This is a genomic window from Candidatus Culexarchaeum yellowstonense (assembly GCF_024707025.1).
GTDB lineage: Archaea > Thermoproteota > Methanomethylicia > Culexarchaeales > Culexarchaeaceae > Culexarchaeum.
On sequence record NZ_JANGFQ010000002.1, the window covers coordinates 76,730 to 103,389 of the forward strand.

Sequence of the window (26,660 nt, forward strand, 5' to 3'; positions counted from 1 at the left end):
TAAACCTCCGAGAGTAGTTTATGTACAGCGAAGAAGCGTTATAATTTCATTTTGTAGTGAATTGAGAATTGATGAGAATATCACATATGGCGACTTTTTCAGCAACCTAACGTTAATGTTGAGCTCATTAATGCCAATATATTACTATAACTTGAATCTAATAGATATAAAGAACATAAGCAGTTATTTAAGAAAAGATATTTCTAAATATGCGGAATTGTTGTCCAAAATACGTTTTTCAGAAAAAAGCACTCTAAATTCAATTTTCAAAACAAATTTGAAGGATAAATTTCAAATTTACCCAATCGCAGGAATATTCTTCAATCCACCACTCAACGATCATGAGGAAAAAATTGTAAAGAAAGAAATGGGAGAATTGCCAAAGGATATCAAGAGGTTAATAGAAAGACTTATACTTTATTCAAGTATTTTTAAGAAAATAACTAAAAAATGTGAATCAGAAAAGAAGGAAGACGCTTTATTGACTGAGAAAAAGGATGTAAACGGATATACCGTCAATATTTTTAATATCAATAAATATACAGATAAAGAAATGGCGAAAACTTATTATAATATTAAAATTAATTATTTAGACGTAAGGCTAATACCAGCCATATGGTGTTTAACAACATTTTTAGAACTCAATGTTCCAAAAAATGACGTAAAATTTGGTCCAGGATTTATTGAAGAATTGATGAAATATAGGGAAAATGTTGCAAGGAAAATATTAAGGGAATACTTCATCGAAATACCAGAAAATTTACATGAAAAATTATGTGTTATATCAAATCTAGCAGCTATGGGCATGTTTAAATTAGCACCTTTCTTCTTAGATGACAATATAGAGGAAATTTATATTGACGCCCCTAGAAAGAACATATATTTGGATCATAGTGAATGGGGAAGATGTGAAACAAGGATATCATTAGATGAAAGTGAAATAAGGTGTTTAGCAACATACGTAAAAGCCGAAAGTGGTTTACCATTAGATTATTCTTCACCTACGATAAAAACAGATTTAAATACTAAACTTTTTAAATTAAGAATAACTATTGATGCCCATCCCCTAATAGATACAGACTATGCACTTATTATTAGAAAATTTAGGAAAACACCTTTAACAATAATCGACTTGCTAAGAAATGGAACACTTACAGTAGATGCTCTTGCCTACCTTTTGATAGCTTTATTCCATAAACGTAATATTCTTGTTATTGGGGAACCATCCTCTGGAAAAACAACTTTGATAAATGCATTAGATATGGTTACACCATCGTATTGGAGGAGAATATCTGTGGAAGAAGTTGTTGAAAGTTTGAATTTAATAGATTATGGTAAACACGATGTTAAGTATAGGATAGACCCATTTGATCGTGACCAGTCCAGTAAGAGGAGATTTATGGAAACCATCAAGCTACTACATAGATCGCCAAATTACATATTTTTTGGAGAACTCTTAACGCCAGAACATGTTTCAATATTTCTCCAATCATTAGAGGCAGGGTTGCATGGCATCCAAACGACCCACGCCACTTCTCCTGAAGCATTAATAAGAAAGTGGATACTTCACTACAAGTTACCTATTCAATCAATAGAAAATTTGGATGTAATAGTGCATATGAAGAGGATATTGTCGTATAGTGAAAATAAAAGATTTGTATATAGGATAGTTGAACCTATTGTTGATGATAATGAAGGGGAATATAGAGTTGAGTTATCGAACTTATTCATTTATGATGGAAGCTTAAAATTAGTTAGAGATCTAAAAGACTCATGGGTATTTAAAAAAATAGTGAAAGAAGAACAGATACCTATTGAAGATCTTTGTGAAGAATATGTAGCATTCAAACAATTGATAAACCAACTTTTCACGATAGGCGGCGAAGCAACGAGTATAATTCGAGCATTTGATAAAATGATAAATTCAAGAATATGATTTTAGGGAGGGAAACCAATGTTTTTTAAGGTTTTTTCATCATTTCGATTACCATTTTTCAAAAAATTATTAAAAAAATGTGTTCCTCAACTATTCAGTGATTCTATTGATTTCTTGAAAAATAAATACGGAAAAATTGAGGTGACATCAGAAGATGTTTACGCAAACATAATAGTTTCTTTACTAATAATTTCGATAGTAGTACTGTTTTTAAGCATCAATTTTGTTAAGGACATCATGATCTCATTCATGATAACTTTATTTTCTGTCATTTGCATTTACATCTCAATATATTATGAAATCATCGGGGAATATGATCAAGACAATTTTTTGATACATATATACAAGTTCATGGTATTTAGGGATATTATGTTGATTTATAAATCCACAAACTCTATTTTCGAGGCTGTAAATTTTGTTGCTTCTGAAAGTTATCCAATAATTTCGGCTAATTTTGAAGTAATACTTAAAAACATTATTAATGGATTAGATCCAGAAGATTTTTCAAGTGAAGAAGCATATTTGAAGCCCATCACTCTGTTGCTAAACGAAATGTTGGTAAATGTGAAAAATGCTGATAAAAGTAAGGGCTACATGTCAACAAAAGATTTGTTGAATTTGTATGAAAAAGTTTTTTCCAAAATAGAAGCATATTGTTTATTTCTGTTATTTATTGGAATGCTACTCCCATTATCGTTGATGTTCACTATCCCATATCTTAGTAAATTTTCCCCGATAAATGTTGTAATACCACTATTCATTTTACTCCAGATTGTAAGCTTAACAGTAATGTCGAGAATTGTATCATCGAATATTTACATTACATTGGGAGGGAAAAATCATGAAAAATTATGATGTTACATTAATATTATTAATATCGTTAGCCATTATTTCTATTATATTTTTTGTAAAAAAGAAAAAGATTAGGAAGAAAGTTAATATTATGGAAAGTTTAAGTGAAAATATTAAACTTGAAAAATTCATTACATTATTTATAAATAATTTAAAGACTGATAGGAGTGCAGAGTGGTCACTACTATCTACTTTAAAAGAATATCCTGAAAATGATATTAGGCAATTAATACTACAAAACATTACAGTAGGATCCTCTATTGAAGAAATTTTTGAGAATTTGTCGAATGTTTTTTCTATGGAAGAAAGTAAACGAATGTTAAGAATGATTTCGAGACTGATTTCATACAACTTAAAATATTTCACAGATTTTATTTCTCCTGATATATTAGATTATGTAAGGGAGTCCATTCGATTGAAAAATCATGTAGAATCATTACTATTCAGAACGAGAATTAAGGTATTGGTGCTCTCATTTTCTCTATCAGCGGTTTTAGCATTTTTCTTAAAAATTTTACCATTTATTTTAACATTTATTATTAGTGGAAATACCACTTTAGTCAGTATAGATGCTTTATCATCGCTTATTTTCTATTCATTCCTTATAGCATTGCTGTACGACACATACATAGTTTCAAGGACTGTTTTTTATTCTCATAGTATTTTGTTGTCAATGCTTTCGGCGCTAACTTTTATTTTCCTATACATTTCCCTTCCAAACATATCTAGTATTTAAATACTATAGGAAATCTTCAAAATAGGGGGGTGAGGCACTTTCCAAAAGATAATAAAAGAAAAAGAGGTTCCCCATTATTAGAAGAAGGACTACTTATAGCACTAGCAGTGATAACTATGTCAGTGGTTTTTTCAATGGTATTAGGAATATTGGATGGTGTACAGAAAGTCATTCAGAATTTAGGATTTAACACTCAGAATTTTATGAATTCATTAAACGATTTATGGAATAAAATAGTTTCATTTCTAGGATTAGGTGGTTGAGAATTTTGATAGATATTCATTTAAAATGCCTTCTTTTTCCAACGTTTCGATCCAATTAATATGTTTTCGTTTACCATTATTAAGATTTGATAGTATCGCAAGTATTTCATTTACTATATCATCGATGCATTTATCAGTTACATCAATTTCTACAACTTTTTCGGGGCCATATTGTTCTATTGCATTAATAAGGCAAGTATCAAGCAATTCTGCCATTACATTCTCATAAACCTTCTTATCATCCCATCCTCTTTGTCTTAATACAGTTTCTAGCTTTTTGGGGTGCAACCTTAATACAAAGGCTTTAAGGACATATTGTGGAGGAATTATATCAGCATAATGTCCTTCTATGATTAATAGGGTTTTACTTTCATTTATTTTTTGGAGAAGTTTACTTATTAGGAGATTATTGTTTGGTATGAAAGAATTTCGTTCAGGATCAATGCTCTCAAATAAATTTTCATCTATTACAAATTTAGATAAATCTATATGATGCGCATTTAAAGTTTCACTGAGTTTTCGACTTATCGAGGTTTTTCCAGTACCTGGACATCCTCCAATAATTATTACTTTCCCTTTCATAACTGCTCAGCAGCTAGGAATAGGAAAATGAAAAATATAAATTTAACATTCTCTATGTTAAATTTCAATTGTGCCTAAGTTTACGAGTATAAGAGATGTTTTGAACAGAATATGTTGGCATCCTAGTGAAAATAGAGAATGTTATGAAGTCATTTTTATTCATAGAGGGGCCCCAGATGATTTAAAGAGTGTATCAGCAAAAGCAATAGTAAAAGTGAGACAACAAAGTTTCGAATACAAAGAAGATGAGGAAAAAATTGTTTATATTCCATTTCATCGGATTGTAGCAATAAGGAATATAAAAACAGGGAAGGTCGTCTGGAGAAGCAGAAAATATAAGATAAATAAGGTTTTAAAGTAATTTATGTGATTATGTTATGTACAATAGGGGTTTATACGTTGGAAGGTTTCAACCATTTCATAATGGACATTTAGAATGTATAAAATATATTTTGAGTAAATGCAAAGAGGTCATTATAGTTATTGGTAGCGCGCAGGCAAGCCATACATTAGATAACCCATTTACTGCAGGGGAGAGAATTGAAATGATGAGATTAGCTCTTCAAGAGGAAGGTATTGAACTTAATAAGTGCATTATAATACCAGTGGAGGACACTTTAAATAATAATCATTCAATATGGGTTTCAAAAGTGAAAAGCATGACCCCAAAATTTGATGTTGTTTTTTCAAATAGCCCTTTAACGAAGAAATTGTTTGAAGAGGAAGGATTTAAAGTTGAAGGAATTCCATACATTAATAGGGAATATTATTCTGGAACTAATATTAGAAAATTAATTATATGTGGAGGGGATTGGAAAAAGTATGTGCCAAGGGGTGTTTATGATTATATAAAATCAATGAAAGGAGAGGAGAGATTGAGAGACTTATCAACAAAGGATTATGGGTGTCAGAGCTTTTAACTTTCGTCATTTTCACAATTAGGCACTCAGCCAGCTCATCATCCACGAATTTAAGTTTAAGGAACACCTTTAATAATTTAACGTTCTAGCAAAGTCCTCCAGGTATTCACAATATCTTTAAATGAAGATTCATCTATTTTTTGTATTGCAAATCCAGCATGGACAAGTACATAATCATTCTCCTTTACGTCATCTTTAACTAAAGTTATTATTATCTCTCTTTGAACGCCACCAAAATCAGCTATCGCTTTATCATTATGGATAGCTAGTATTTTCGCAGGAACAGCCAAGCACATAGACGGATCTATAACTAGTATAACCAAAAAGTAATTAAGTATTTTTGCATTTTATTCCATTGGTTGAAAACATATGCCTATGAATAAGGGGGACTTCGTCCTAGTGAATTACACTGTGAAAGTAAAAGATACTGATGAAATTGTTGACACAACAATAGAGGATATTGCAAAAAAGGGAAATATATATCAAAAGGATAAAATATATGAACCTCTTCTTTTGATATTAGGTGAAGGCCAGCTATTTAAAAAAGTCGAAGAAGAAATCATGTTGATGCAACCTGGAGAGAAAAAGACTATTGAGTTGAAACCTGAAGATGCTTTTGGTCAAAGGGATCCAGCAAAGGTAAAGATAATTTCTGCAAAAGAGCTAACAAGTAGAGGCATAACACCTAAGCCAGGAATAAGAGTTGAAACAGATGAAGGGATTGCCATCGTTAGAAGTGTAGGTGGAGGTAGGGTGGTTATAGATTTAAATCATCCATTAGCAGGCAAAACTTTAGTTTACGAAGTTGATGTAGTCAAAAAAATAGAAGACCTTAAGGATAAAGTGTTATCGTTAATACATAGACGGATACCATCAATTGACATATCAAAGTTTACTGTAGAGATAAATGAGGAAAGAATTAGGATAATTATACCAGAAGATGCATATTTGCTTGAAGGGTTGCAATATATGAAGCGTGGTATAGTTAATGATGTACAGCGATTTATTAAAGATGTAAGCAAAGTTGAATTTATCGAGGTATATGAGGTTAAACAAAAAGAAACAACAACGTAAAATTATTTTTTCAATATTGGCAAGGATAGAACTTTGATAAGATCTCTACCTTTTTTACAATAAACGGGTTCCAACACTTTTTCGATTTTTATTTTATCGTTCTTAAACACTCCTAATGGCTTACAGTACATAATGTTTGCACAGGGGGTGGAGCAATCAATTGGAGTATATGTGATGGTAACCCCCTCAACTGCAAGTTTACGTTCCAAGAAGAGTTCTATTGACGCTAATTTAACTTCTACGATGGATACTTTTCCACTTAACAATTTGCAGAAATGTTCTTTGTTTCTAACGTTTACTACCTCATATACTCTTCCTCGTTCTAGCTTATTTATGCAAATTTTTTTAAGAATACACTCTGTACACTGCAAATTGTTCTTTTCAAAAATAAACTTATACCCCTTTTTTGCAACTTCGCTATTAACTACTGTTACTATGATGTCATTCTTTGATGATGCCGGTGGTGGATGCAATATTTTCAGCCTCTCTCCATCCTAAACTTTTCTCATTTAAAATAGTATATCTATCTTTACGTATTTCTTTAGCTTTAATAATGGCTTCTATTATTTCATTCTCTTCAACACCCAACTCTTTAGCATTAGTTGGAGCACCAATAATAGATAACGTTCGTTTTATGCGTTGCCAGTTTCCTCCATGCAAGTACATCATAATTATTGTACCAACACCGCATTGTTCTCCATGTAACGCTGGTTTTTTCGCTACAATATCAAGTGCATGACTGAAAAGATGTTCAGAGCCGCTACATGGTCTGCTACTTCCAGCAATGCACATCGCCACCCCACAACTTATTAATGCTTCAACGACTGTTCGGACGCTTTCTTCCTTTAATGCTCTAATCTTTTTTGCATGTTTTACTATAAGACTTGCAGACATAAGCGCAAGTGATGCAGCATACTCACCATAATACTCATTTACACGTTTCTTGGCTAGTCTCCAATCCCTTATGGCTGTAAATTTTGCTATAATATCTCCGCAACCACTTGCCAACAGCTTATATGGAGCTTTAATTATAATATTTGAATCAGCAATTACCGCCAATGGGGGATTCACCATAATTGAGGGTTTGTATTTACCGTTGAATGCTTTTATAGATGCTATTGGAGATGCTATACCATCATGGCTTGCAGCCGTGGGAATGCTTATATATGGAACTCCCACTTTAAGCGAAATTAATTTGGCTATATCAATAATTTTCCCTCCACCAACACCAAATATGCAACTAACATTGTTTGATGCTTTTATTCTTTCAGATATATTTTCAACATCATAAATTGGATTTTTTCCGTCTAGAACGTATAGCTCACTTTCCATGTTATTATCGTTCAGTATTTTATACACATGTTCTCCAGCTACTTCTTTAACGTGAGGACCTGTTAATATTATTAATTTCCCGCGCATTTTTAAGTCATTGCATATATTGTTTACATTATTTATTGCACCAGGACCCACAAGTATTGTTTGAGGCAAAGCAATTTTATGTATACTCAATCTATCACCTTAACATATATTTCATTATTTAATTTTAAGTTGAAGATAAATATATAGGCTGAGGGTAATTCTTAAATATTAGAGACATATTCTCTTTAGTTGTAGTTTTGCATCAATTAAATCTTTTTGGAGGGATGAAAATGTATGACAGCTATACAAACGTTGGATACTATATGAAGAACAATGGTAAAATAGTCGTAAGTGGAACTACTACGGTAGGGTTAGTTTGCATGGATGGTGTGATTTTAGGTTCCGACAGAAGAGCTACATCTGGATTTTTTGTTGCACATCCACATGTAAAAAAAATATACAAATTAGATAATCATATAGCGGCAACTATAGCTGGAGTCGTAGCGGATGCGCAAAATATAATGGGAATAGCTAGTGCAAACATAAAGTTATACAAGTACATTCACAATAGGCCAATAAGTGTAAAGGCAGCTGCAAACTTAATTTCGAACATACTGTTAAGTTCAAGGGTATATCCATATGTGGTACAATTACTAGTGGGGGGATATGATAGTAGTGGTCCTCATCTTTTTGCGTTAGACCCTTACGGAACAGTTACTGAGGAGAAATACACAGCAACAGGGTCTGGATCCCCAATGGCAATAAGTATATTAGAAGATTCATTCAAAAAGGGGATGCCAGTTAAAGATTCCGTAGAAATAGTTGCACGGGCAATTTCATCGGCAATGAAAAGAGATCCTGCAAGTGGCGGGGGTTATGATATTATCATTATAACAAGGGATGGGATGAGAGAAATTAGCAGTGAGGAATTAGCAGTATACAAATCAGTTTAAATAAGAGTTGATAAGCGGAATGAAGGATATTAATTTACGCATAAGGGAAGCTATAATAAAAAATATACTATTGGAGACAGGCGTAACAAGGATAGAATTTGAAGGACCTGAGATTATATTATATACAGCAAAGCAAGAGTTGTTGATAGAAGAAGAAGTATTGAAGAAGATAGCTAAGGAAATTAAGAAGAGAATAATTGTTAGAAGCGACCCAAGTATTAGGATGGATAAGCAAAAAGCAAGTGATTACATTCGCGAGGAAATAGAGGGAATATCAGATAAAGTGAAGGTGAAAAGCATATTCTTTGATGATACATTCGGTGAAGTATACGTAGTGGTTAAAGGTTTAAGTTATCTTTCCACAAAAAGTGAGGACCTTACTAAAAAAATTACAGTAACAACATCGTGGAGACCTAAGTTAATTAATGATACCCCCATGAAGTCAACAGTAAGTGAATTTGTTACGAAACTTAGACTTCAAGAAGGGGAGTTTCGGAGAAAGATATTGCGAGAGATAGGATCAAGAATTCATAGACCATTAATATTTCAATCAGGAGATATAAGGATGATTTGTTTGGGTGGATTTAGGGAAGTTGGACGTTCTGCTATTTTAATAGAAACAAGTGAAAGTTCAGTTTTACTTGATTGCGGAGTAAAGCCGGGCGCCACGCATCCGCTTCAAAGTTTCCCAAGACTAGATTTGCCTGAATTTTGCATTGAAAAGCTGGATGCAATAGTGATTTCGCACGCACATTTAGATCATTGTGGTTTCTTGCCCTATCTTTTCAAGTATGGTTATGATGGTCCAGTATACTGTACACCCCCTACCCTTGATTTGATGACGCTGCTTCAACTTGATTATTTACAAGTAGCAGGAAAGGAGGGGATTAAACCACCATACTCAATGCAAGATATACAGGAGACAATACTTCACACAATACCGATAGAATATGGTGAAGTTACGGATATAGCTCCAGATATACGTTTAACATTTTATAATGCAGGGCATGTTTTAGGTTCGGCTATTGTTCATTTACATATAGGTGAGGGAGAGCATAATATAGTTTATACAGGAGATTTTAAGTTTGGGAGAACAAAGCTCTTGGAACCAGCAAATTATGTTTTCCCGAGAGTAGAAACATTGATAATTGAAGGAACATATGGGGGCCCAACAGATATATTACCACAGAGGATAGAATCCGAAGCTAAGCTAGTGGAAGTGATATTAAAAACAATAAATAATAATGGTAAAGTGTTAATACCAGTACTTTCGGTCGGGAGAGCTCAAGAGATACTAGTCTTATTAAATGAAGCATTTGAAATGGGGTACATAAAGCCAGTACCAGTGTTCATTGAAGGAATGGTTCAAGAAGCTACAAGCATACACATGTTGCATCCGTATGGGTTATCAAGAAAGGTTCGGGATGATATTTTAATTAATGATAAAAATCCATTTTTAAATGAATATTTCCACGTATTACCTTCATCAACTGATAGGGAAGAAATAGTGAGTGGGGATCCATGTATAATAGTAGCTACCTCGGGTATGCTTACTGGCGGACCTGCACTTTCATATTTTAAGCTTCTTGCTCCAGATGAAAGAAATTCCATAGTATTTGTGTCATATCAGATTCCAGGGACATTGGGGAGAAGAGTTTTAAGTGGCGTTAAAGAAATACCAATAGTTTCTGAGGATGGTCGGAGCGAAGTCATAAAGGTCAATATGAACGTTTATTCTATAGAGGGATTTTCAGGTCATAGTGATAGACGGCAGTTATTGGGATTTATGAAGAGAATAACGCCAAAGCCGAATAAAGTACTGATTTGCCATGGTGAGGAAGAGAAGGTGATTAATTTGGCTGAAACGTTTTCTAATCTTTTTAAGGTGTATGCATATGCTCCAAATAATCTTGAGGTTATAAGGTTAAAATAGTGGTGTTCACTTACTGTATTCATTTGGAAAATATTGTTTTAATGTTTCCCATATTTTGTCATTTACATGATGTACGTTTTTCACAACTTTTCCACGCTTCATATTGCGTATAATTTCAGAGGAAAATATAGACTCCCCAATGGCAATGACTATATTATGAGTTTTTTCTACTATTTGAACTATGGAATTTTCTTTAAAATCGCCTATGACCTCAGTGATTCCAGGGGCCATTACGTCAGCACCATTGATTATATGTGGTATTGCTCCTTGATCCACGATGATTTTTGGTAGACATTCCCCTATTTTATTGAGTATGTTTATTGTAGGGTAAAGCTTATCATCACTCATTTGTAGTAATATTGGTTTATTGTTAAGTACGTACACGCCAATATCGTTTATGGAAAGATACTCAATTTTCGCATCACCATTTGCCATCATTATTTGCTCATATATTTTTGGATACACAGATTTTATTTTATTTAATAAAAGTTTAACATCCTTGTTTCTTAGGAAATATCTTTTTTTAACTTTTAGCATAGTTGCACTCATAAACAGTACTAGAGATCCGACCAATTAAATGTACCGCTATTTTTAAATTTAAATATCTAAAAAAGGATATTAAGTATATTGAGGGAGTATTATGTCCGAGACTGCGACAAGTGAAGTTTTGACCAAATCCTTGGGTGGAATGGTATACGTAAAGTTGAAAGGGGAAAAAGTGATTAGAGGATTACTTAGAAGCTTTGATCAACATTTAAATCTGGTTCTAGAAAATGCGGAAGAAGTTGAAGGGAATAATACGAAGACTCTTGGAACTTTGATAATTAGAGGGGATAATATAATTTTGATATCTCCAGTATCATTATAGGTGTTTTGTATGGTTAAGGGAACTACATCATTTGGTAGAGCAAATAGTAAAAAGACGCATATTGTGTGCAGAAGATGCGGACATCATTCATATAACATTAAGAAAAAGCGTTGTGCACATTGTGGTTTTGGCCGTTCAAGTAAAATGAGAAAGTATTCATGGAATTCAAAATAAATGTATACTCTGATAAATGGTGGACCGGGCGGGATTTGAACCCGCGACCTCCTGCGTGCAAGGCAGACGCTCTTCCAGACTGAGCTACCGGCCCATTCTACTAAATGTATAAGCATATGTTGATGAATATTAAATTTTTGATGCATACTATGGAGGCCGCCGGCGGGATTTGAACCCGCGACCTACAGGTCCACAGCCTGCCGCTCTTCCAGACTGAGCTACGGCGGCCAATTTGTTTACACTTAGCTACTTGTTTAATGTTTAATATGAGGTTTCCGATATATTTTATGTTTAGTATGTGATGTGAGGAAATTGCTTATTTTTAAATTTTATTGGTTTGTTCCATCACATTGTAGCGTAGGATTGCGGCAATGCCTCCGAATGACTTTCTCAGCTGTTCTCCCTCTTCGGTTTCGGTTGAAATTAATTCTATTTTAACATTGTTTGCTTCTGCTTTTTCAATTATTTCATCTAAAAGATTTTGTTTGTACTTTATATTCATTTGGGTGCCACATTTTGGGCATATTTCATTTAGCACTTTATTCTCATCTGTAATATTGATTATTTGCTCCTTTGAATAACCGCAGTTTGGGCATACCATTACTATTTTTTCCAAATCACTAAGGGCTGTTGATATAAGGATTTTTTCCACAAGATTCATGGATAATAGTTTTTCTACTTCGCCAAGTCCATATGTTATACGACTGTCGCCTTTTACCAGATTTGACAAAAATTCTTGCACAACGTTTTTCTCATGCATATATTTAATGTTTTGCAGTATATCTTTGCTTCTATTTATAAGCTCATATATTCCTTCTTCTCCTGTGTATCCAGTGTCTATTATACCTATAATTTTTGATTTTAGTGTATAATGGAGGTAATCCCCTTTTACGAAGTCCTCTTTCGTTTTTCCTGGGCCTCCTATAATCAGCCCCTTTATTTCCACATCTGAATGTAGAAAGAGTTTTTCTGCGTACTCTGCAATTCTTTTATAAAACTCATGAGCCATCTGCTCTATAACTCTCTCATATCTTCTCTGAGATTGCCCTCCAGCGTCATGTTTTCCAGGAACTCCAGAAGTGATGGTGTCAAGTATACGTAGTTGTCTACCCTTTAGAATTGCGAAGGTTGCTTCATTTCGATCCATTACGATTAGGCCGTAAAAATCTTTTTCGCTAAGGATCTCTTTGAGAGGATCTAAGTAGAATCTGCTGTCACATCGATATAGGTATATGTTGATTGGTTCTGGAGGTATAATTATGTGCACTTCCATCCTTTCGTTTCCAGGAACATCGGTGGATGTGTATCCACAAAATATAATTAGACCATTTTCTGGAACTGATTTAAACAGTTTTAATCTTTGCATACATGATGTTAGAGCATCTAGTACATGATGTCTAGTTCGTCTATCTTTTATGTTGCTAGCTTGGGAATATTCTTGCTTAAGAGCATTCATTACGTCAGATATTTGACGGCCAGGAGGGATATATAAACTAATAAGTTCAGTTCCTCTACCTTCTTTACTTTCCAATTCTTTGATGAGTTTTTGGAACTTGTATTCTTCAATTGAACTTTTCATATTAGGTTTGCTCAATTTAGTACACCAGCTGCCTATTTAAGTGATTCAAGATAGAGAGAATACTCCAAATCTTTATAAATTTTCTTATCTAAAAATTGATTTAATGAGTAAAAAAGTAGTTATAAGGCTTGGTGGGCACATATTATTCCGTCAAGGTATAATTGATGTTGGTAAGGTTAAAGAGATAACTGATGTAATTAAGAGTCTTAATGATAAGGGGGCAATTATAAGAATGGTGGTAGGTGGAGGAAGATATGCTAGGGATTACATAAATGCTGCTGAGGCTATTGGCGCTTCTGAATTTGAGAAAGATTATCTGGCAATAATGATTACGAGGGCAAATGCATTTTTATTTGTAATTGCACTTAAGGACTACGCGTATAAAAAAATTCCTCAAACGTTAGAGGAAATATTGAGCATAGATGGTTTAACGGATAAAATTATAGTTTGCGGAGGTCTCATGCCAGGTCAATCCACTGTAAGTGTTGCAACTACTATTGCAGAAGCTATAAAAGCGGATCTCATTATAAATGTAACTAACGTAGATGGAGTATATACATGTGACCCAAGAACACACCCAGAAGCAAAACTTCTTAAAAAAGTTACAACGAATAAATTAAGGGAAATACTGAGGGAACAAAAGGTAAAGGCAGGATATTATGAATTAGTGGATATTCATGCAATAAGCATTATTGAAAGATCCAGAATACCCTTAAGAATAATAAATGGAAGTGATGCAAACAATATCGCTAGAGCATACATGAATGAAGATATTGGTACACTTGTAATCCCTGGAAATACTGATACCATGATGAAAGAGTAAAATAAATATACTAGAAAACCAGTAAAAATATTTAGCCCACACTCAAAAAGGCGGCGTCAACTAGACGGGGGATGAAATCCCCTTGGATGAAAAGTTGGCCTCCAAGTGTGGGTAAAGTTATGTGGACCTAAATCTCATCAGTTTAGGTCTGAAGAGGGCCCAATCCCCCGTGAGTGCCCCCCACAAAATTAAGTTATGCGCGGCCGTACTAACCCCGGTTGATCCTGCCGGACCCGACTGCTATGGGGGTGGGACTAAGCCATGCGAGTCAGCACCCCAGGCAATGTTGGGGTGCGGCGGACGGCTCAGTAAAACGTGGCTAACCTACCCTAGGGATGGGGATAACCCCGGGAAACTGGGGATAATCCCCAATAGGAGAAGAGTGCTGGAATGCCTCTTCTCCGAAAGGATGCCAAGAACATGCCTCTTGGCATCGCCCTAGGATGGGGCCACGTCCCATCAGGTAGTTGGTGGGGTAACGGCCCACCAAGCCTATAACGGGTACGGGCCGTGAGAGCGGGAGCCCGGAGATGGGCACTGAGACAAGGGCCCAGGCCCTACGGGGCGCAGCAGGCGCGAAACCTACACAATGTGCGAAAGCACGATGTGGTCACCCCCAGTGCCACCCGCTGAGGGTGGCTTTTCTCCGGTGTAAAAAGCCGGAGGCAATAAGCGGGGGGCAAGTCTGGTGTCAGCCGCCGCGGTAATACCAGCTCCGCGAGTGGTCGGGGCGTTTATTGGGCCTAAAGCGTCCGTAGCCGGCCCGGTAAGTTTTCAGCTAAAGCCCAGGGCTCAACCCTGGGAAGGCTGAAAATACTGCCGGGCTAGGGGGCGGGAGAGGCTGAGGGTACTCCTGGGGTAGGGGCGAAATCCTATAATCCCAGGAGGACCACCAGTGGCGAAGGCGCTCAGCTGGAACGCGCCCGACGGTGAGGGACGAAAGCCGGGGGAGCGAAGGGGATTAGATACCCCCGTAGTCCCGGCCGTAAACGATGCGGGCTAGGTGTTAGGTGGACCTTGAGTCCACCTAGTGCCGCAGGGAAGCCGTTAAGCCCGCCGCCTGGGGAGTACGGCCGCAAGGCTGAAACTTAAAGGAATTGGCGGGGGAGCACCACAAGGGGTGAAGCCTGCGGTTTAATTGGAGTCAACCCCGAGAACCTTACCGGGGGCGACAGCAGGATGAAGGCCAGGCTGACGACCTTGCCGGACGAGCTGAGAGGAGGTGCATGGCCGTCGCCAGTTCGTGCCGTGAGGTGTCCGGTTAAGTCCGGCAACGAACAAGACCCCCACGTTTAGTTGCTACTTAGCCCTAGTAAGGGCTAAGGCACACTAAACGGACTGCCGCCGCTAAGGCGGAGGAAGGAGGGGGCCACGGCAGGTCCGTATGCCCCGAAACCCCCGGGCCACACGCGGGCTGCAATGGTGGGGACAATGGGTTCCGACCCCGAAAGGGGAAGGTAATCCCATAAACCCCACCTCAGTTGGGATCGAGGGCTGCAACTCGCCCTCGTGAACATGGAATCCCTAGTAACCGCGCGTCACCAACGCGCGGTGAATACGTCCCTGCTCCTTGCACACACCGCCCGTCGCTCCATCCGAGTCGGGCTTAGATGAGCTCTGGCTCGCAAAGGGTCAGGGCGAATCTAAGCTCGATGAGGAGGGAGAAGTCGTAACAAGGTGGCCGTAGGGGAACCTGCGGCCGGATCACCTCCTAAGTTATAAATGGGGGCCATGAGTGGGGATTGGGTCCATTAAATATGCAATCTGAAGGGGAACCCCTTCAGATGAAGGGCGAAGGGGGTTATACCCTTATGATCGCCATGCATAGTTGGGAACGTTAATTGGCATATTTTGCAAGTTATGCCACGGGTAAGCCACATGGTGGATGGCTTGGCTAGGGCGCCGAGGAAGGACGCGGCAAGCGGCGATATGCTCCGGGTAGGCGCATGCAGCCTTTGAACCGGAGATCTCCGAATGGGACTTCCTGACATGGGTTAAAAGCCCATGTCATTCGGGGATCCTTTTTGGATCCCCGAAGGGGAACCCCCCGAACGGAAACATCTTAGTAGGGGGAGGAAGAGAAATCAACAGAGATTCCCTGAGTAGGGGCGACCGAAAGGGGAAGAGCTCAAATCGAACCTGCTAGGGATAACCTAGCAGGGATGTAAGGTTAATGGGGCTCAGCATATTTCTCCCTACTGGGGGAAGTGGAAGTGGCCTGGAATGGCCCGCCGTAGAGGGTGACAGCCCCGTACACGTAACCCCAGGGGAGAAGCTGAGCCCAGAGTACCACGACCTGGTTTGGTCGTGGGAAGTTGGGAGGCACCAACTTCCAAAGCTAAATACGTCCCTAGACCGATAGCGAACTAGTACCGTGAGGGAAAGCTGAAAAGCACCCCGGAAGGGGGGTGAAAAGAGCCTGAAACCATGTGGCTACATAGGGTATAGCCCGAAAGAAATGAGTCTTCCCGAAGGAAAACCTGGCGACAGGTGAGTACGAGGGAAGATGATCAGGGTTATACCTTCCGTCTGGAAACACGGGCCAGGGAGTTCATGATTGTGGCGAGTTTAAGGGGGTAAACCCCGAAGGCGTAGGGAAACCGACTGCCCGCAGCCAGCATATTGCTGGCGAGGGGCGGGGTCTGAAAGGGCCCGAAGCCACAATCATGATACCAGAAACCGGGCGATCTAGGCCTGGGTAGGGTGAAGTCGGGGGAAACCCCGATGGAGGCCCGAAGGGGTGTTGACGTGCAACTCACTCCCATGACCTGGGCCTAGGGGCAAAAGACCAATCTAGCCCGGTGATAGCTGGTTCCCTCCGAAGCGGGTCCCAGCCCGGCCCACCCGGAGGCAGTTAATGGGGTAGAGCACTGATTGGGTGATCAGGGGTCGAAAGACCCCGTCACCCTTTCAAACTCCGAACCCATTAACGCCGTAGAAGGGTGGAGACGGGTTGCTCGGGGTAAGCCTGAGCGCCGAGAGGGGAACAACCCAGACCGAGGTTAAGGCCCCAAAGTGCCGATTAAGTGTCCCGAAGGGCGTCTCCGGCCTTAGACAGCGGGGAGATAGGCTTAGAAGCAGCCATTCTTTAAAGAGTGCGTAACAGCTCACCCGCCGAGGCCGGAGGCCCCGAAAATTAACGGGGCTTAAATCGGCCGCCGAGACCTCGGGGCACTCCCCCATTGGGGGAGTGATCCGGTAGGAGGGCGTCCTAGCTGGTCAGAAGCTAGGCCGTGAGGCCTAGTGGACCGGCTAGGATTGCAGATCCTGGCGGTAGTAACAGCAAAGCCGGGTGAGAATCCCGGCCGCCGAAAGGGCCAGGGTTCCTCGGCAATGCGTCGTCAGCCGAGGGTTAGCCGATCCTAAGGTGGGGCGTAACTCGCACCCACCGAAAGGGAAACCGGTTAATATTCCGGTGCCATGGGGGTACGTTTGCGGCAACGCAAGTCCAGTCCCCGACCCTTCAGGGTAGGCTGAGTGGGGCCGTCGCCCCATTCAAGCGCTGAAGTCCGGGGAGAACCGTAATGGTGAGAACCGGACGAAGGCGTGATGAGCTGCCTCTGGCAGTTCAGCCGATCCCTGGAGGCCATGAAAAGGGGACTGGAAAGGATCCCCCATGCTCGTACCTAGAACCGACACTGGTGTCTCTGGGTGAGAAGCCCAAGGCGTGTCGGGGTTAACCTGGGGCTAGGGAACTCGGCAAATTGGCCCCGTAACTTCGGGAGAAGGGGTGCCTGAAGTCTTCAGCTAAAGCTGGGGACTTCAGGTCGCAGTGACCAGGGGGGCCCGACTGTTTAATAAAAACATAGGTCCCCGCTAGCCCGTAAGGGTGTGTACGGGGGCTGAATCCTGGCCACTGGTGGTCCGTGAAGCCCGGGTCCAACCGGGTGAAGCGCCACCGAAGGCCGGGAGTAACTCTGACTCTCTTAAGGTAGCCAAATGCCTTGCCGGGTAAGTTCCGGCGTGCATGAATGGATCAACGAGGTCCCCACTGTCCCAGCCCAGGACCCGGTGAACCCACCTGGTGGTGCACAGTCCACCAACCCCCAGTGGGACGAGAAGACCCCGTGGAGCTTTACTGCAGCCTGCTGCTGAGGGATGGTTGTGGATGCATAGCGTAGGTGGGAGCCTATGAAGTAGCCCTTTCGGGGGTTATGGAGGCGCCAATGGAACACCACCCTTCCGCAACTATCCCCCTAACCCGACCGTTATGGTCGGGGACAACGGCAGGTGGGCAGTTCGGCTGGGGCGGCACGCCTGCGAAAAGGTAACACAGGCGCCCAAAGGTCGGCTCAAGCGGGTCAGAAACCCGCTGTAGAGGGCAAGGCCAAAAGCCGGCCTGACTGTACCCTTGAACGCAAGGGGTACAGGGGGGAAACCCGGGCCTAGCGAACGTTCGTGCCCCCCTTGGTGGGGGCCGGACATGACAGAAAAGTTACCCCGGGAGTAACCGGCTCGTCGCGGGCGAGAGCTCACATCGACCCCGCGGTTTGGTACCCAGACGTCGTCTCTTCCCATCCTGGGAGTGCAGCAGCTCCCAAGGGTGGGGCTGCTCGCCCATTAAAGGGGAACGTGAGATGGGTTTAGACCGTCGTGAGACAGGTCGGGCTCTATCTACTGGGGGTGCTGGCCGCCTGAGGGGAAGGTGCCCCTAGTACGAGAGGAACGGGGCGCCGTGGCCTCTGGTGTACCGGTTGTCTGACAAGGCAGCGCCGGGCAGCCACGCCACGGGGGATAACCGCTGAAAGCATCTAAGCGGGAAGCCCTCCCCGAAAATAGGCGGCCATTCTCCAGCGAGGGTATAGGCGACTATACCCTGCTGGAGACGAGGGTGGGGATAGAAGATCCCGTTGATGGGGTGGGGGTGTACGTGCCAAGACCGAAAGGTCGAGGCACTCAGCCCGCCACTCCCAATAACCCGAGGTGGCATAACTTGCAAAATATGCCAAACGATATTCCCAACTATGCATGGCAATGTGGGGGGTGAGTGGTGGAGCAGGCGCCGGGCAAGGAGTACACTCCTTGCCTGAGGAAGCCCACCCCCATTGTGGCACCGCAACCCCACTTATAGGGGTAGGATGAGAATCCTAGCGTGGCACAGAAACGACACCCCTTCCAGCTAGATGAAGATGATGTAGCATAGGCCTTGTAAAAGGCCGAGCAAGCTATTGATGAGGCTGGAAGATTGGTTGCAACGGCCAGCTTGCGGGGGTAAGGCCAAAAAGGAGCCTATGAGGGCCACATGAGGCTCGGGTAGGCCGCTTAGACGAATCCTGCTAAAACAAAAGGTGGGCTACCACCACACACCCCCTACTTAATTATGTAATGTCGATAGAACTCTTCTTCAATTCTTCTAATTTCAAATTCATCTCTTGCTTTCAGATAAGAATCTATTAACAATTTATTTAGGGAGAGGAAGGTTTCACCCCATTTAAAAAGAGATAACAATCTTACGGCAAGATTCAATTTCCCTATTATTATTAAAGCAGATGCAAATGCTTCAACGCTACTTAAAATATATGGTTTCGCATAATTAGTTGGATTGGCAGCAAAAAATAAAGGCAATCTTCTTCCCATATTAATGTTTTTAAATTTGTCCAAAATAGTAGTATCTTTCCACGAACAGTCTATGACAACTAAACCCCACTTTTCCACCATCGATTTATCAGTTACACTTAATACTTTATTTGATAAAGGGTTTAAAACTATAGAAGATTTATTTGCATACTTCAGAGATGGAATAAACTTGACAAAACCATGCTTTTTTAGTTTTATTGAAGTACATTTATGAGGATCGCATTCATGCAAATGCCAAACGTATAAAGGAGGTAGCTCATTAACCATTGAAGAAGACACCATCAAAATATAAGTTCATTTGCTAAAGCTTAAATTTTAGTTTCGTAATAAATTAAGAAGGAGAATATTATGAGTATGGCATTTGTACTTATAAATACTGAAATTGGTGCTGAAAGAGAAGTTGCAAAAGAAATTATACAAATTGAAGGAGTAGAAGAAGCGTATGTAATCTATGGTGTATATGACATTATTGCAAAGGTCAGAGCAGAAAATATAGATAAGCTAAAGGAAATAATAACACTAAAAATAAGGAAAATGAGTAAAGTACGATCGACGTTGACTATGATCGTTGTTGAGGCAGGAAAAAAATAAAATATTTAGCAAAACACCCTCCACTTTTTAATGTTATTTATGCACATAAAGATGCATATAGGAATCGATGATACAGATTCACTCAGTGGTGGATGTACAACATATGTAGGAGCATTAGTAATTGAAGAACTTTTAAAAAATGGAAAAGTCAAATTTCTAGATTACCCAAACTTGATAAGGTTAAACCCAAACATACCTTGGAAAACTAGAGGTAACGGAGCTATAGCATTGAGAATAGAGGTCACATATGATGAAGTAACAAAAATTGAAGAAGAGGTTATCAAAAAAGTTTTAGAAAATGCATATATAGATGAAAATACAGAACCGACAATAGCATTCTTAAAAGGAGAAGTACCAATTTTTTTAAAAGAATTTGCATATGAGAGTGTAAGAAGAGTAATAGATATAGATCAAGCAGTAAAAATTGCAGAAAGAAGTAATCTAAAATTGTTCACACTCAATGATAAGAAAAGGGGCATTATAGGAGCAATAAGCGCAATAGGGTTGACACTTGACGAGGGGGATTACACATTCGAACTCTTAGCTTATAGGAGGAAAGAGAATTATGGGAAAAAGAGGGAAATAGATGAAAAAAGCGTATATGAAATGGATAAATTAACATCCCCCTATACATTTAACAATATAGATTACGAGAAAAATAGAATATTAATTACTCCAAGAGGACCTGACCCAGTATTATTTGGAATAAGAGGAGAGAGCCCAGAAATCCTGCTAACTGCATTCCAAAAAATAAAAGTATATGAGCCTATAGAAAGATGGGTGATTTACAAAACAAACCAAGGCACAGATATGCACTACATGGATATAAAAAGAATCAAAGAATTAAAGTGCTATGACGCTGTAAAGCTACTAGGTAAAATCTCTAGCCCACCAAAAATAATAAAAGGAGGCCACTTAATACTAACCATAACAGATGAATGTAATGACACTATTGAATGCGCAATTTATGAACCTACCAAACGACTTAAAAAGATGGCTATGCAACTACAATGTGGAGATATAATAAAAGTCTACGGAGTTGTAAAAGAACATAACAATACTTTAACAATAAATGTGGAAAAACTGTATGTAAAAAAATTAGAAAAAATCGTTAGGAAAAGAAATCCAAAATGCCCCGTATGTGGAGCAACTATGAAAAGTGAAGGAAAAAACAAAGGATTCGAATGTGAGAAATGCAAATATAAGGCTGGTATAAATTTAAGGAAGGAAGAAGAAGTTGTTTTGAGAAACATCTACGAAGGAATTTATCTACCACCACCACGATCACATAGACATTTAACAAAACCATTAATAAGATATACGAATGAAAGAGTAAATAATTCGCAGCAAAAAATGATAAAAAATTGGTATTGGAGTGAAACCCTTCACGCTAACATTAACTAATAAATAAGGGGGAATAGAATAGTAAAACTTATTGCCCAGAAAAGCAACATTAGAAAAATAGATTAAAAGCGGGGTGGGCTAGCCAGGTTATGCCGCGGGGCTCATAACCCCGAGGTCGGTGGTTCAAATCCACCCCCCGCTACCAAGTACATATAATGCAAATCGTATTGAAGCTTCTCTAAAACGGAATTCTTACACTATACATAGTCGCAATGTAAGACTTCTTTCCATATTGTAGATGTAACCACTGGAATAGAATCATACAAATATACGATCTACACTTATACCTACAAGACTTTCGGTTAATACCTAAGAAAGCCAAATTACACGAGAACTTGATCGTGCATTTTTAATATGGAAAGATGAAAATTATGAATATATTTTGAAGCAAATTGATGACATACTTAGCTTTGATCGTAGCTTATTTTTCAGGACCTAGCTTTACAAAGTAAAATCTGAATCTACTTAAAGTGTAAAGCAGTCGAATACATGAATCGCAAACATAAGGTTCAGGTCCTGCTTTGAATACATGAGCAATCCTCCTCCTTTTTACACCACTGAAACCCCATACTTTATATAATTTTTGAGAGCATACCAAGAGCATTAACATGTTTACCCGGAATACTTACTCAGGTCTTTTTTGCTCTAAGAGCGGCCCCTCTTTTTCCACTGGAAATAAAAGTTGATATTCTTGAAAAAGTTGTAAATTTAATGTTTCGAATATTTTTGACTAAAATATCTAACATTCTTTATAAAAAGCATTATATATTAATTAAACCTTTTAACTAATAGAGTATTTATTCAACATATAAACCAAAAGTAATTAATCAGAGTATTTTCCAATAGAAATTAAGGGGTGCCCCCTTGTCGTATATTGACATTGAAAGAGCACAAAAACTGGCACAATTCGTTCCATTAAATGAAAGAGTAAAATTACTCAACTTAGTTATCGATGCTTGTGGTGGTAATATTTCAAAGGCCGCAAAAGAAATTGGAATAACCCGTGCCCAAATATATCGGTATGTAGGAAGAACTGAAAGAAAGGACCTGCCATCTGATGAAATATTTGCAAGGATAATAGTAGCTGCATACCGCCTTAGACCGTTACAAACGCAAGAATTCTTTAGATTCATATTAAAGCAGGTTAGGGATCTCTTTTCAAGAATTTGATGTCCTAATTTTTAGTTGGTGTTGATTATGAGGTTTGTTGATGTGCATTGCCATATCATGGATGAGTGTTTTGATAATGATCGTGAAGAAGTCCTCATGAGAGCGAAGAAATCCAATGTTATTGCCATAATATCTTGTGCTTTTTCAAAAGATGAAGCGATGAAAACTATAAAATTGATGAATTCCCATAAGAATTTCCTCTTCTTGACATGCGGCTGGGATTCCACAAATTTTGACATTAATACTTTGACAGAATATCAATCTTTTATAGTCAACAATCTTGATGTAATCATAGGTATAGGTGAAGTAGGTCTAGATTATTACTATATACGTGATTCTTCATTGAGAAATAAGCAAAAAGAAATTTTTATTTCATGGATAGCCTTTGCTAAGAAGGTTAATTTACCCATCATAGTTCATTCAAGAAATGCGGGAGATGATGCTATAGAGCTCCTTATAAGTGAAAATGTAAAAAGGGTAATTTTACATGCATTTGATGGTAAAATAAGTTGGGCTAAAAAAGCTGTAGAAAATGGTTTCTTCTTTTCTATTCCTCCATCAATAGTAAGGTCCTCACAAAAACAGCAACTAGTTAAAAATATTCCATTAGAATCTATTATGCTAGAAAGCGATGCGCCTGTCCTCTCACCTTATGCCAACCAGAGAAACGAACCTGCCAATTTAATTTACTCAGCAAAAATGATTTCCGAGTTAAAAAATATAAACATCGAATTAGTTTCTGAGATCACTACACAGAACGCTCTTTCTTTCTTTAACATACTTCTTTGATGGTTTATGGTTCCATATGGAATCATAGACCATGATAAAATTCATGATGGCGATTCACCATTCGCTTCAATTTTCTCATTAGATTCATAGTTCCATATGGATACATTTACTTATCAAAAAGGCTTTAATGTAGTAGTTTATGTTCTATACATGATGAACTATGATTGTAATGTTCACAGATGTTTCAATTTCAATATATAAATTTTTCTATCATAAGCATCATGAAATAAAATGCTCATAATGAAGTTAATGTTAACTGACATCATCACCAAAAATATTTTTTGATTTTATAGATCTAGGTTACAACATTTGCTTTAACCAAATCAGTTTGTTAATAGTTCACTGTTTAGTCAAAGTTATTTGCTATCCACTTTACCTAGGATTTAATGGTGATATCTTCCTTAAATTTTATCAATTTTTATCCTAATATGCTCTCCATCTTTTTGAATATTTCTAATAATTGGATGTCAACAGTCGAACCCCATAATTTCCAATGGAATTTTGAAAAAAAGGGAAAAAATACTATTTAAACTCTATTTGGTTTTCTGAAATAATTTAATACCGATTTTTTGGCAGAAAAACTTTATTTTTCAAAAAGCGTGATTATATTTATCTTTTAATTATATTCATACTGACGCAAACACTGATTACAGAAAAGTAACTTTTATATTTCCCTTACTTTCCATATATTAATGTTTCTTCATTTCTATTAGCTCAGCATGTTTGGAGGTGTATAACATTGGTGCATGGTTCAAGGAAGGGAGGGAAATGGTTATTGCAGTATACGTCTCCTGACGGTAATAAAATCACGATCTCTATTGAAGGATCCTTCGATGTTGAGAAAATAAAGCAATTGGTTGAATTGATTGAGTTGACAGGGCTTCCTAGTGATAATTATTCTCAAAATGAAATCACAGATGTTAACATATCACATAAAAGGAATAGTATCAAAGAGTCGCTGATAATATTGCTGGAGAAAGAGTTTAAAGATCGTTGGTTTACTACGAAGGATGTTGTTGACGCATACTATAGGTATTATGGGGAACGATTACCTTTGAATACTGTTTCATCTTACTTATCAAGATTAAATCGCTCAGGGATTTTATCATGTAAAGGGTCTAGAATAAACCGTATGTACCGTATTTCTCTTGAAGCATCAAATTCTATGTGATTATGTGATTTAAAGTCACTATTTCACATCATTATCTACTATAATATACTGTTTTATTTTATCAGGGACTATATACTTGTATGGCCAGCTTTTTTCATCCCTTATCAATATGCCTTCATCTGCAAGTTTTTTCAAAAGTCTACTTACATGCTCCCTGGTTTTTCCTATACGTCTAGCTAGTGCTGTTCCACCTCTGATATCGGGGTTTTTTGCAAGTATGCTTATTATTTGTTTTTCGGTTTCGGTTAAAGTATTTATTTTATTTATTATTTCTTCACCGGTTTTCTCTTCTTTTGTAGGCGTCGCTATTTTCTTCTCCTTTATTTCTTCGACGGTTTCCCTTGATTTTTCAATGATCGGTTTTTCACTATAACTCTTTGGGCGTATGGATATAGCAGGTCCTCTACTCCTTTCCTCATAAGCACCAATGTAATCACGTAACATATCCTCTATTCTGCGCATCCTACTAATTATAATGTTTAAATTTTCTTCCAAGTTCTCAAGTCTCTCTTCTAGCATCCTTATCCTTGAAAATTTTCTGTTAATTAATTCTAAATAGGCTATAATTTCCTTGTAGGATTCTTCAATACTGTTTGTACTTTCTCTTTTTTGGTGTTCTTCACTCATATTTACATCTATATGATTTTTATATCACTTCTTATTTAAAGCTCTTTTGGATGAAACGTTACATTCATCACAATATATCCTATTCTACTTCAATATTCTGGGTAACTAAAAATAACTATTATGTGAATTTTTATTGGATTCCCCCTATCAATCATCATCTACCAGTATCTCCCTCTAATTTAATTAACATAAATTTATGGTCTTCAGATATGATCGTCACATGAATGTGATACAACATATGTGACTGTCACTTATTTGTGGTATATTTACTGCTGATCATATATAACATCTTGAACTTTACCACAACATCCACTATGTTATACCGTTTAAAATACTACTCAATAACTCTAAAAAACATGCTTGGAGATTAGTATGTTAATCATGCGTTGACATCTTCAATTACCCTGGCACTCTTTTCTGCTGTATTCTTAACTTTCATAATTTAACATCCTTTTAATACTTTTAATATTAAATGCTGGTACAGCCTCGTAGATATTAATAGAAAGTCTTGTAGGTATAAAGCGTATCTTAATTTAACTTTTGATATTATTAAAAATTTTATTCTAAAACTTCAAAACATTTACTTTACTAAAGTTAGAGAATGATAACAACTTTCCTTCACGTTTTCAATGATCTTTCTTTTATAACAGTGTTTCACTATTTATGGTCCTCTATTCTATAATGATTTTTATATTGTGATCTGGAACCACCCCAGATATGAATTGGTGTAATAACTGATCAATAATGTATGCCTGATTCAAGTTAAATCTTATAATAAAAATTTTGATTTTAATGCATTCATTCTCAACTTCTCTCTTCTAAGCCACTTTTTAAACATTATTTTGTATAGTAAATATGAAGAATGACGATCTAAGTCTCCCTTGGCTGAAGTTTTTAGTAATGATGTTGCTATACTTAACTTCATAATGATATGCATAGCCAAACTTTGCTTAATTATGCATTCTTGGAAATTTCAGGGGGTATGTGTGTATGCATGTACATTTCTGAAGTACTTGGTTAAAATTTAATGAAATCTTCAGGAATTCCTAATTAATTCATAAGTCAAGCTCAATAAGATTTTTATTTAAATGTCTAGGATGAGTATTTGATCATGTCGAAGAACTTTCTTGGCTCAACTATTAAAATATACTTAGAAAATAACTCCAGGGTTTATGTCAGTAATATGCCTATTAAGAAGGCTTCTAGATACTGTTTCCAAATTAAGGTTGAAATATTAAAATTGATATGATGATTTTTTAGTTTACTTAGACGCAACTAA

General features: G+C 38.0%; 25 protein-coding genes, 3 tRNA genes, 2 rRNA genes and 1 other RNA gene. 21 read left to right on the forward strand and 10 right to left on the reverse strand.

Going from position 1 to position 26,660, the window contains the following annotated elements; genetic code table 11:
- Positions 1–61 precede the first annotated feature (61 nt).
- From MRT15_RS01205 to MRT15_RS01220, 4 genes are read left to right on the forward strand one after another with little or no spacing between them, the layout of a single operon-like run.
- Positions 62–1,936 (forward strand): ATPase, T2SS/T4P/T4SS family, encoded by a 1,875-nt coding sequence (locus MRT15_RS01205; RefSeq protein ID WP_304327135.1) that lies wholly within the window; start codon positions 62–64, stop codon positions 1,934–1,936.
- A gap of 18 nt (positions 1,937–1,954) precedes the next feature.
- On the forward strand, positions 1,955–2,791 hold the full coding sequence (locus MRT15_RS01210; RefSeq protein WP_304327138.1) for a hypothetical protein: 837 nt from the start codon (positions 1,955–1,957) through the stop codon (positions 2,789–2,791).
- On the forward strand, positions 2,778–3,524 hold the full coding sequence (locus MRT15_RS01215; protein ID WP_304327140.1) for a hypothetical protein: 747 nt from the start codon (positions 2,778–2,780) through the stop codon (positions 3,522–3,524). Before MRT15_RS01210 ends, MRT15_RS01215 begins: the two co-directional genes overlap by 14 nt.
- Before the next feature lie 29 nt (positions 3,525–3,553).
- Positions 3,554–3,787 (forward strand): hypothetical protein, encoded by a 234-nt coding sequence (locus MRT15_RS01220; RefSeq protein WP_304327142.1) that lies wholly within the window; start codon positions 3,554–3,556, stop codon positions 3,785–3,787.
- Here the strand turns inward: MRT15_RS01220 and MRT15_RS01225 are convergent.
- Complete coding sequence (locus tag MRT15_RS01225) at positions 3,776–4,369, reverse strand: adenylate kinase family protein (RefSeq protein ID WP_304327144.1); 594 nt, start codon at positions 4,367–4,369, stop codon at positions 3,776–3,778. The genes MRT15_RS01220 and MRT15_RS01225 overlap by 12 nt on opposite strands.
- A 70-nt stretch (positions 4,370–4,439) precedes the next feature.
- Here MRT15_RS01225 and MRT15_RS01230 point away from each other — a divergent pair, with 70 nt between their 5' ends.
- On the forward strand, positions 4,440–4,730 hold the full coding sequence (locus MRT15_RS01230) for an RNA repair domain-containing protein (protein WP_304327146.1): 291 nt from the start codon (positions 4,440–4,442) through the stop codon (positions 4,728–4,730).
- Between the two features lie 16 nt (positions 4,731–4,746).
- On the forward strand, positions 4,747–5,289 hold the full coding sequence (locus MRT15_RS01235; RefSeq protein WP_304327148.1) for a nicotinamide-nucleotide adenylyltransferase: 543 nt from the start codon (positions 4,747–4,749) through the stop codon (positions 5,287–5,289).
- Positions 5,290–5,366: 77 nt separating this feature from the next.
- Here the strand turns inward: MRT15_RS01235 and MRT15_RS01240 are convergent, their stop codons facing one another.
- Positions 5,367–5,585 carry a HypC/HybG/HupF family hydrogenase formation chaperone gene (locus MRT15_RS01240; protein ID WP_369684927.1) on the reverse strand — a complete coding sequence of 73 codons (219 nt, stop codon included), beginning with the start codon at positions 5,583–5,585 and terminating at the stop codon, positions 5,367–5,369.
- A 73-nt stretch (positions 5,586–5,658) separates the two neighbouring features.
- Between MRT15_RS01240 and MRT15_RS01245 the strand changes: the two genes are divergently transcribed.
- On the forward strand, positions 5,659–6,363 hold the full coding sequence (locus MRT15_RS01245) for a peptidylprolyl isomerase (protein WP_304327153.1): 705 nt from the start codon (positions 5,659–5,661) through the stop codon (positions 6,361–6,363).
- Positions 6,364–6,365: 2 nt separating this feature from the next.
- Here the strand turns inward: MRT15_RS01245 and MRT15_RS01250 are convergent, their stop codons facing one another.
- A complete protein-coding gene (locus tag MRT15_RS01250; protein ID WP_304327154.1) occupies positions 6,366–6,836 on the reverse strand; it encodes a UPF0179 family protein in 471 nt (156 codons plus the stop codon).
- A complete protein-coding gene (locus MRT15_RS01255) occupies positions 6,805–7,872 on the reverse strand; it encodes an NAD(P)-dependent glycerol-1-phosphate dehydrogenase (protein WP_369684928.1) in 1,068 nt (355 codons plus the stop codon). The genes MRT15_RS01250 and MRT15_RS01255 overlap by 32 nt, the downstream gene beginning before the upstream one ends.
- A gap of 140 nt (positions 7,873–8,012) precedes the next feature.
- On the opposite strand from MRT15_RS01255, the gene psmB reads away from it, so the two are divergent.
- Both psmB and MRT15_RS01265 read left to right on the forward strand, forming a co-directional pair.
- Positions 8,013–8,675, forward strand: coding sequence for an archaeal proteasome endopeptidase complex subunit beta (gene psmB, locus MRT15_RS01260; protein WP_304327158.1), 663 nt, complete (start codon positions 8,013–8,015; stop codon positions 8,673–8,675).
- Positions 8,676–8,694: 19 nt separating this feature from the next.
- Entirely contained in the window at positions 8,695–10,608 is a 1,914-nt protein-coding gene (locus MRT15_RS01265; RefSeq protein ID WP_304327159.1) for a beta-CASP ribonuclease aCPSF1, read from the forward strand.
- A gap of 6 nt (positions 10,609–10,614) precedes the next feature.
- Here MRT15_RS01265 and MRT15_RS01270 read toward each other — a convergent pair whose 3' ends face one another.
- Positions 10,615–11,145, reverse strand: a complete 531-nt coding sequence (locus MRT15_RS01270; protein WP_304327161.1) for a DUF1947 domain-containing protein — start codon at positions 11,143–11,145, stop codon at positions 10,615–10,617.
- A 103-nt stretch (positions 11,146–11,248) separates the two neighbouring features.
- On the opposite strand from MRT15_RS01270, the gene MRT15_RS01275 reads away from it, so the two are divergent.
- Both MRT15_RS01275 and MRT15_RS12510 read left to right on the forward strand, forming a co-directional pair.
- On the forward strand, positions 11,249–11,476 hold the full coding sequence (locus MRT15_RS01275) for an LSm family protein (RefSeq protein ID WP_304327163.1): 228 nt from the start codon (positions 11,249–11,251) through the stop codon (positions 11,474–11,476).
- A 9-nt stretch (positions 11,477–11,485) separates the two neighbouring features.
- Positions 11,486–11,650, forward strand: coding sequence for a 50S ribosomal protein L37e (locus MRT15_RS12510; protein WP_369684929.1), 165 nt, complete (start codon positions 11,486–11,488; stop codon positions 11,648–11,650).
- 17 nt (positions 11,651–11,667) lie between these two features.
- Here the strand turns inward: MRT15_RS12510 and MRT15_RS01280 are convergent.
- From MRT15_RS01280 to prf1, 3 genes are all read right to left on the reverse strand, one after another.
- Positions 11,668–11,744 (reverse strand) — tRNA-Ala (locus MRT15_RS01280).
- A gap of 60 nt (positions 11,745–11,804) precedes the next feature.
- Positions 11,805–11,878: transfer RNA gene (locus tag MRT15_RS01285), tRNA-His, on the reverse strand.
- A 94-nt stretch (positions 11,879–11,972) separates the two neighbouring features.
- Positions 11,973–13,244: a peptide chain release factor aRF-1 gene (prf1, locus tag MRT15_RS01290; protein WP_304327165.1), complete on the reverse strand. Its 1,272-nt coding sequence runs from the start codon at positions 13,242–13,244 to the stop codon at positions 11,973–11,975.
- Positions 13,245–13,269: 25 nt separating this feature from the next.
- On the opposite strand from prf1, the gene pyrH reads away from it, so the two are divergent.
- The 4 genes from pyrH (at position 13,270) to rnpB (ending at position 19,359) form a co-directional block, all read left to right on the forward strand.
- On the forward strand, positions 13,270–14,052 hold the full coding sequence (gene pyrH / locus MRT15_RS01295) for a UMP kinase (RefSeq protein WP_304327167.1): 783 nt from the start codon (positions 13,270–13,272) through the stop codon (positions 14,050–14,052).
- 211 nt (positions 14,053–14,263) lie between these two features.
- Positions 14,264–15,765, forward strand: a 16S ribosomal RNA gene (locus MRT15_RS01300).
- 143 nt (positions 15,766–15,908) lie between these two features.
- Positions 15,909–18,986, forward strand: a 23S ribosomal RNA gene (locus tag MRT15_RS01305).
- Together the 16S and 23S rRNA genes form the textbook arrangement of a ribosomal RNA operon.
- A gap of 49 nt (positions 18,987–19,035) precedes the next feature.
- Positions 19,036–19,359, forward strand: an RNA gene (gene rnpB, locus MRT15_RS01310) — RNase P RNA component.
- A gap of 3 nt (positions 19,360–19,362) precedes the next feature.
- On the opposite strand, the gene MRT15_RS01315 is transcribed toward rnpB, so the two are convergent.
- Positions 19,363–19,896 (reverse strand): DUF367 family protein, encoded by a 534-nt coding sequence (locus tag MRT15_RS01315; protein WP_304327169.1) that lies wholly within the window; start codon positions 19,894–19,896, stop codon positions 19,363–19,365.
- An 81-nt stretch (positions 19,897–19,977) separates the two neighbouring features.
- Between MRT15_RS01315 and MRT15_RS01320 the strand changes: the two genes are divergently transcribed.
- The 6 genes from MRT15_RS01320 to MRT15_RS01345 all read left to right on the forward strand — a co-directional run bounded on the left by MRT15_RS01320 (position 19,978) and on the right by MRT15_RS01345 (position 24,754).
- Entirely contained in the window at positions 19,978–20,220 is a 243-nt protein-coding gene (locus MRT15_RS01320; protein WP_304327171.1) for an Lrp/AsnC ligand binding domain-containing protein, read from the forward strand.
- A gap of 39 nt (positions 20,221–20,259) precedes the next feature.
- Positions 20,260–21,624, forward strand: a complete 1,365-nt coding sequence (locus MRT15_RS01325; RefSeq protein ID WP_304327173.1) for a tRNA(Ile)(2)-agmatinylcytidine synthase — start codon at positions 20,260–20,262, stop codon at positions 21,622–21,624.
- A 67-nt stretch (positions 21,625–21,691) separates the two neighbouring features.
- Positions 21,692–21,769, forward strand: a tRNA-Met gene (locus MRT15_RS01330).
- Positions 21,770–22,488: 719 nt separating this feature from the next.
- A complete protein-coding gene (locus MRT15_RS01335; protein ID WP_304327175.1) occupies positions 22,489–22,794 on the forward strand; it encodes a helix-turn-helix domain-containing protein in 306 nt (101 codons plus the stop codon).
- Positions 22,795–22,821: 27 nt separating this feature from the next.
- Positions 22,822–23,583 carry a TatD family hydrolase gene (locus MRT15_RS01340; RefSeq protein WP_304327178.1) on the forward strand — a complete coding sequence of 254 codons (762 nt, stop codon included), beginning with the start codon at positions 22,822–22,824 and terminating at the stop codon, positions 23,581–23,583.
- Positions 23,584–24,322: 739 nt separating this feature from the next.
- Entirely contained in the window at positions 24,323–24,754 is a 432-nt protein-coding gene (locus MRT15_RS01345) for a hypothetical protein (RefSeq protein WP_304327181.1), read from the forward strand.
- 18 nt (positions 24,755–24,772) lie between these two features.
- Here the strand turns inward: MRT15_RS01345 and MRT15_RS01350 are convergent, their stop codons facing one another.
- Positions 24,773–25,381, reverse strand: a complete 609-nt coding sequence (locus MRT15_RS01350; protein ID WP_304327182.1) for a helix-turn-helix domain-containing protein — start codon at positions 25,379–25,381, stop codon at positions 24,773–24,775.
- Between the last annotated feature and the right edge of the window lie 1,279 nt (positions 25,382–26,660).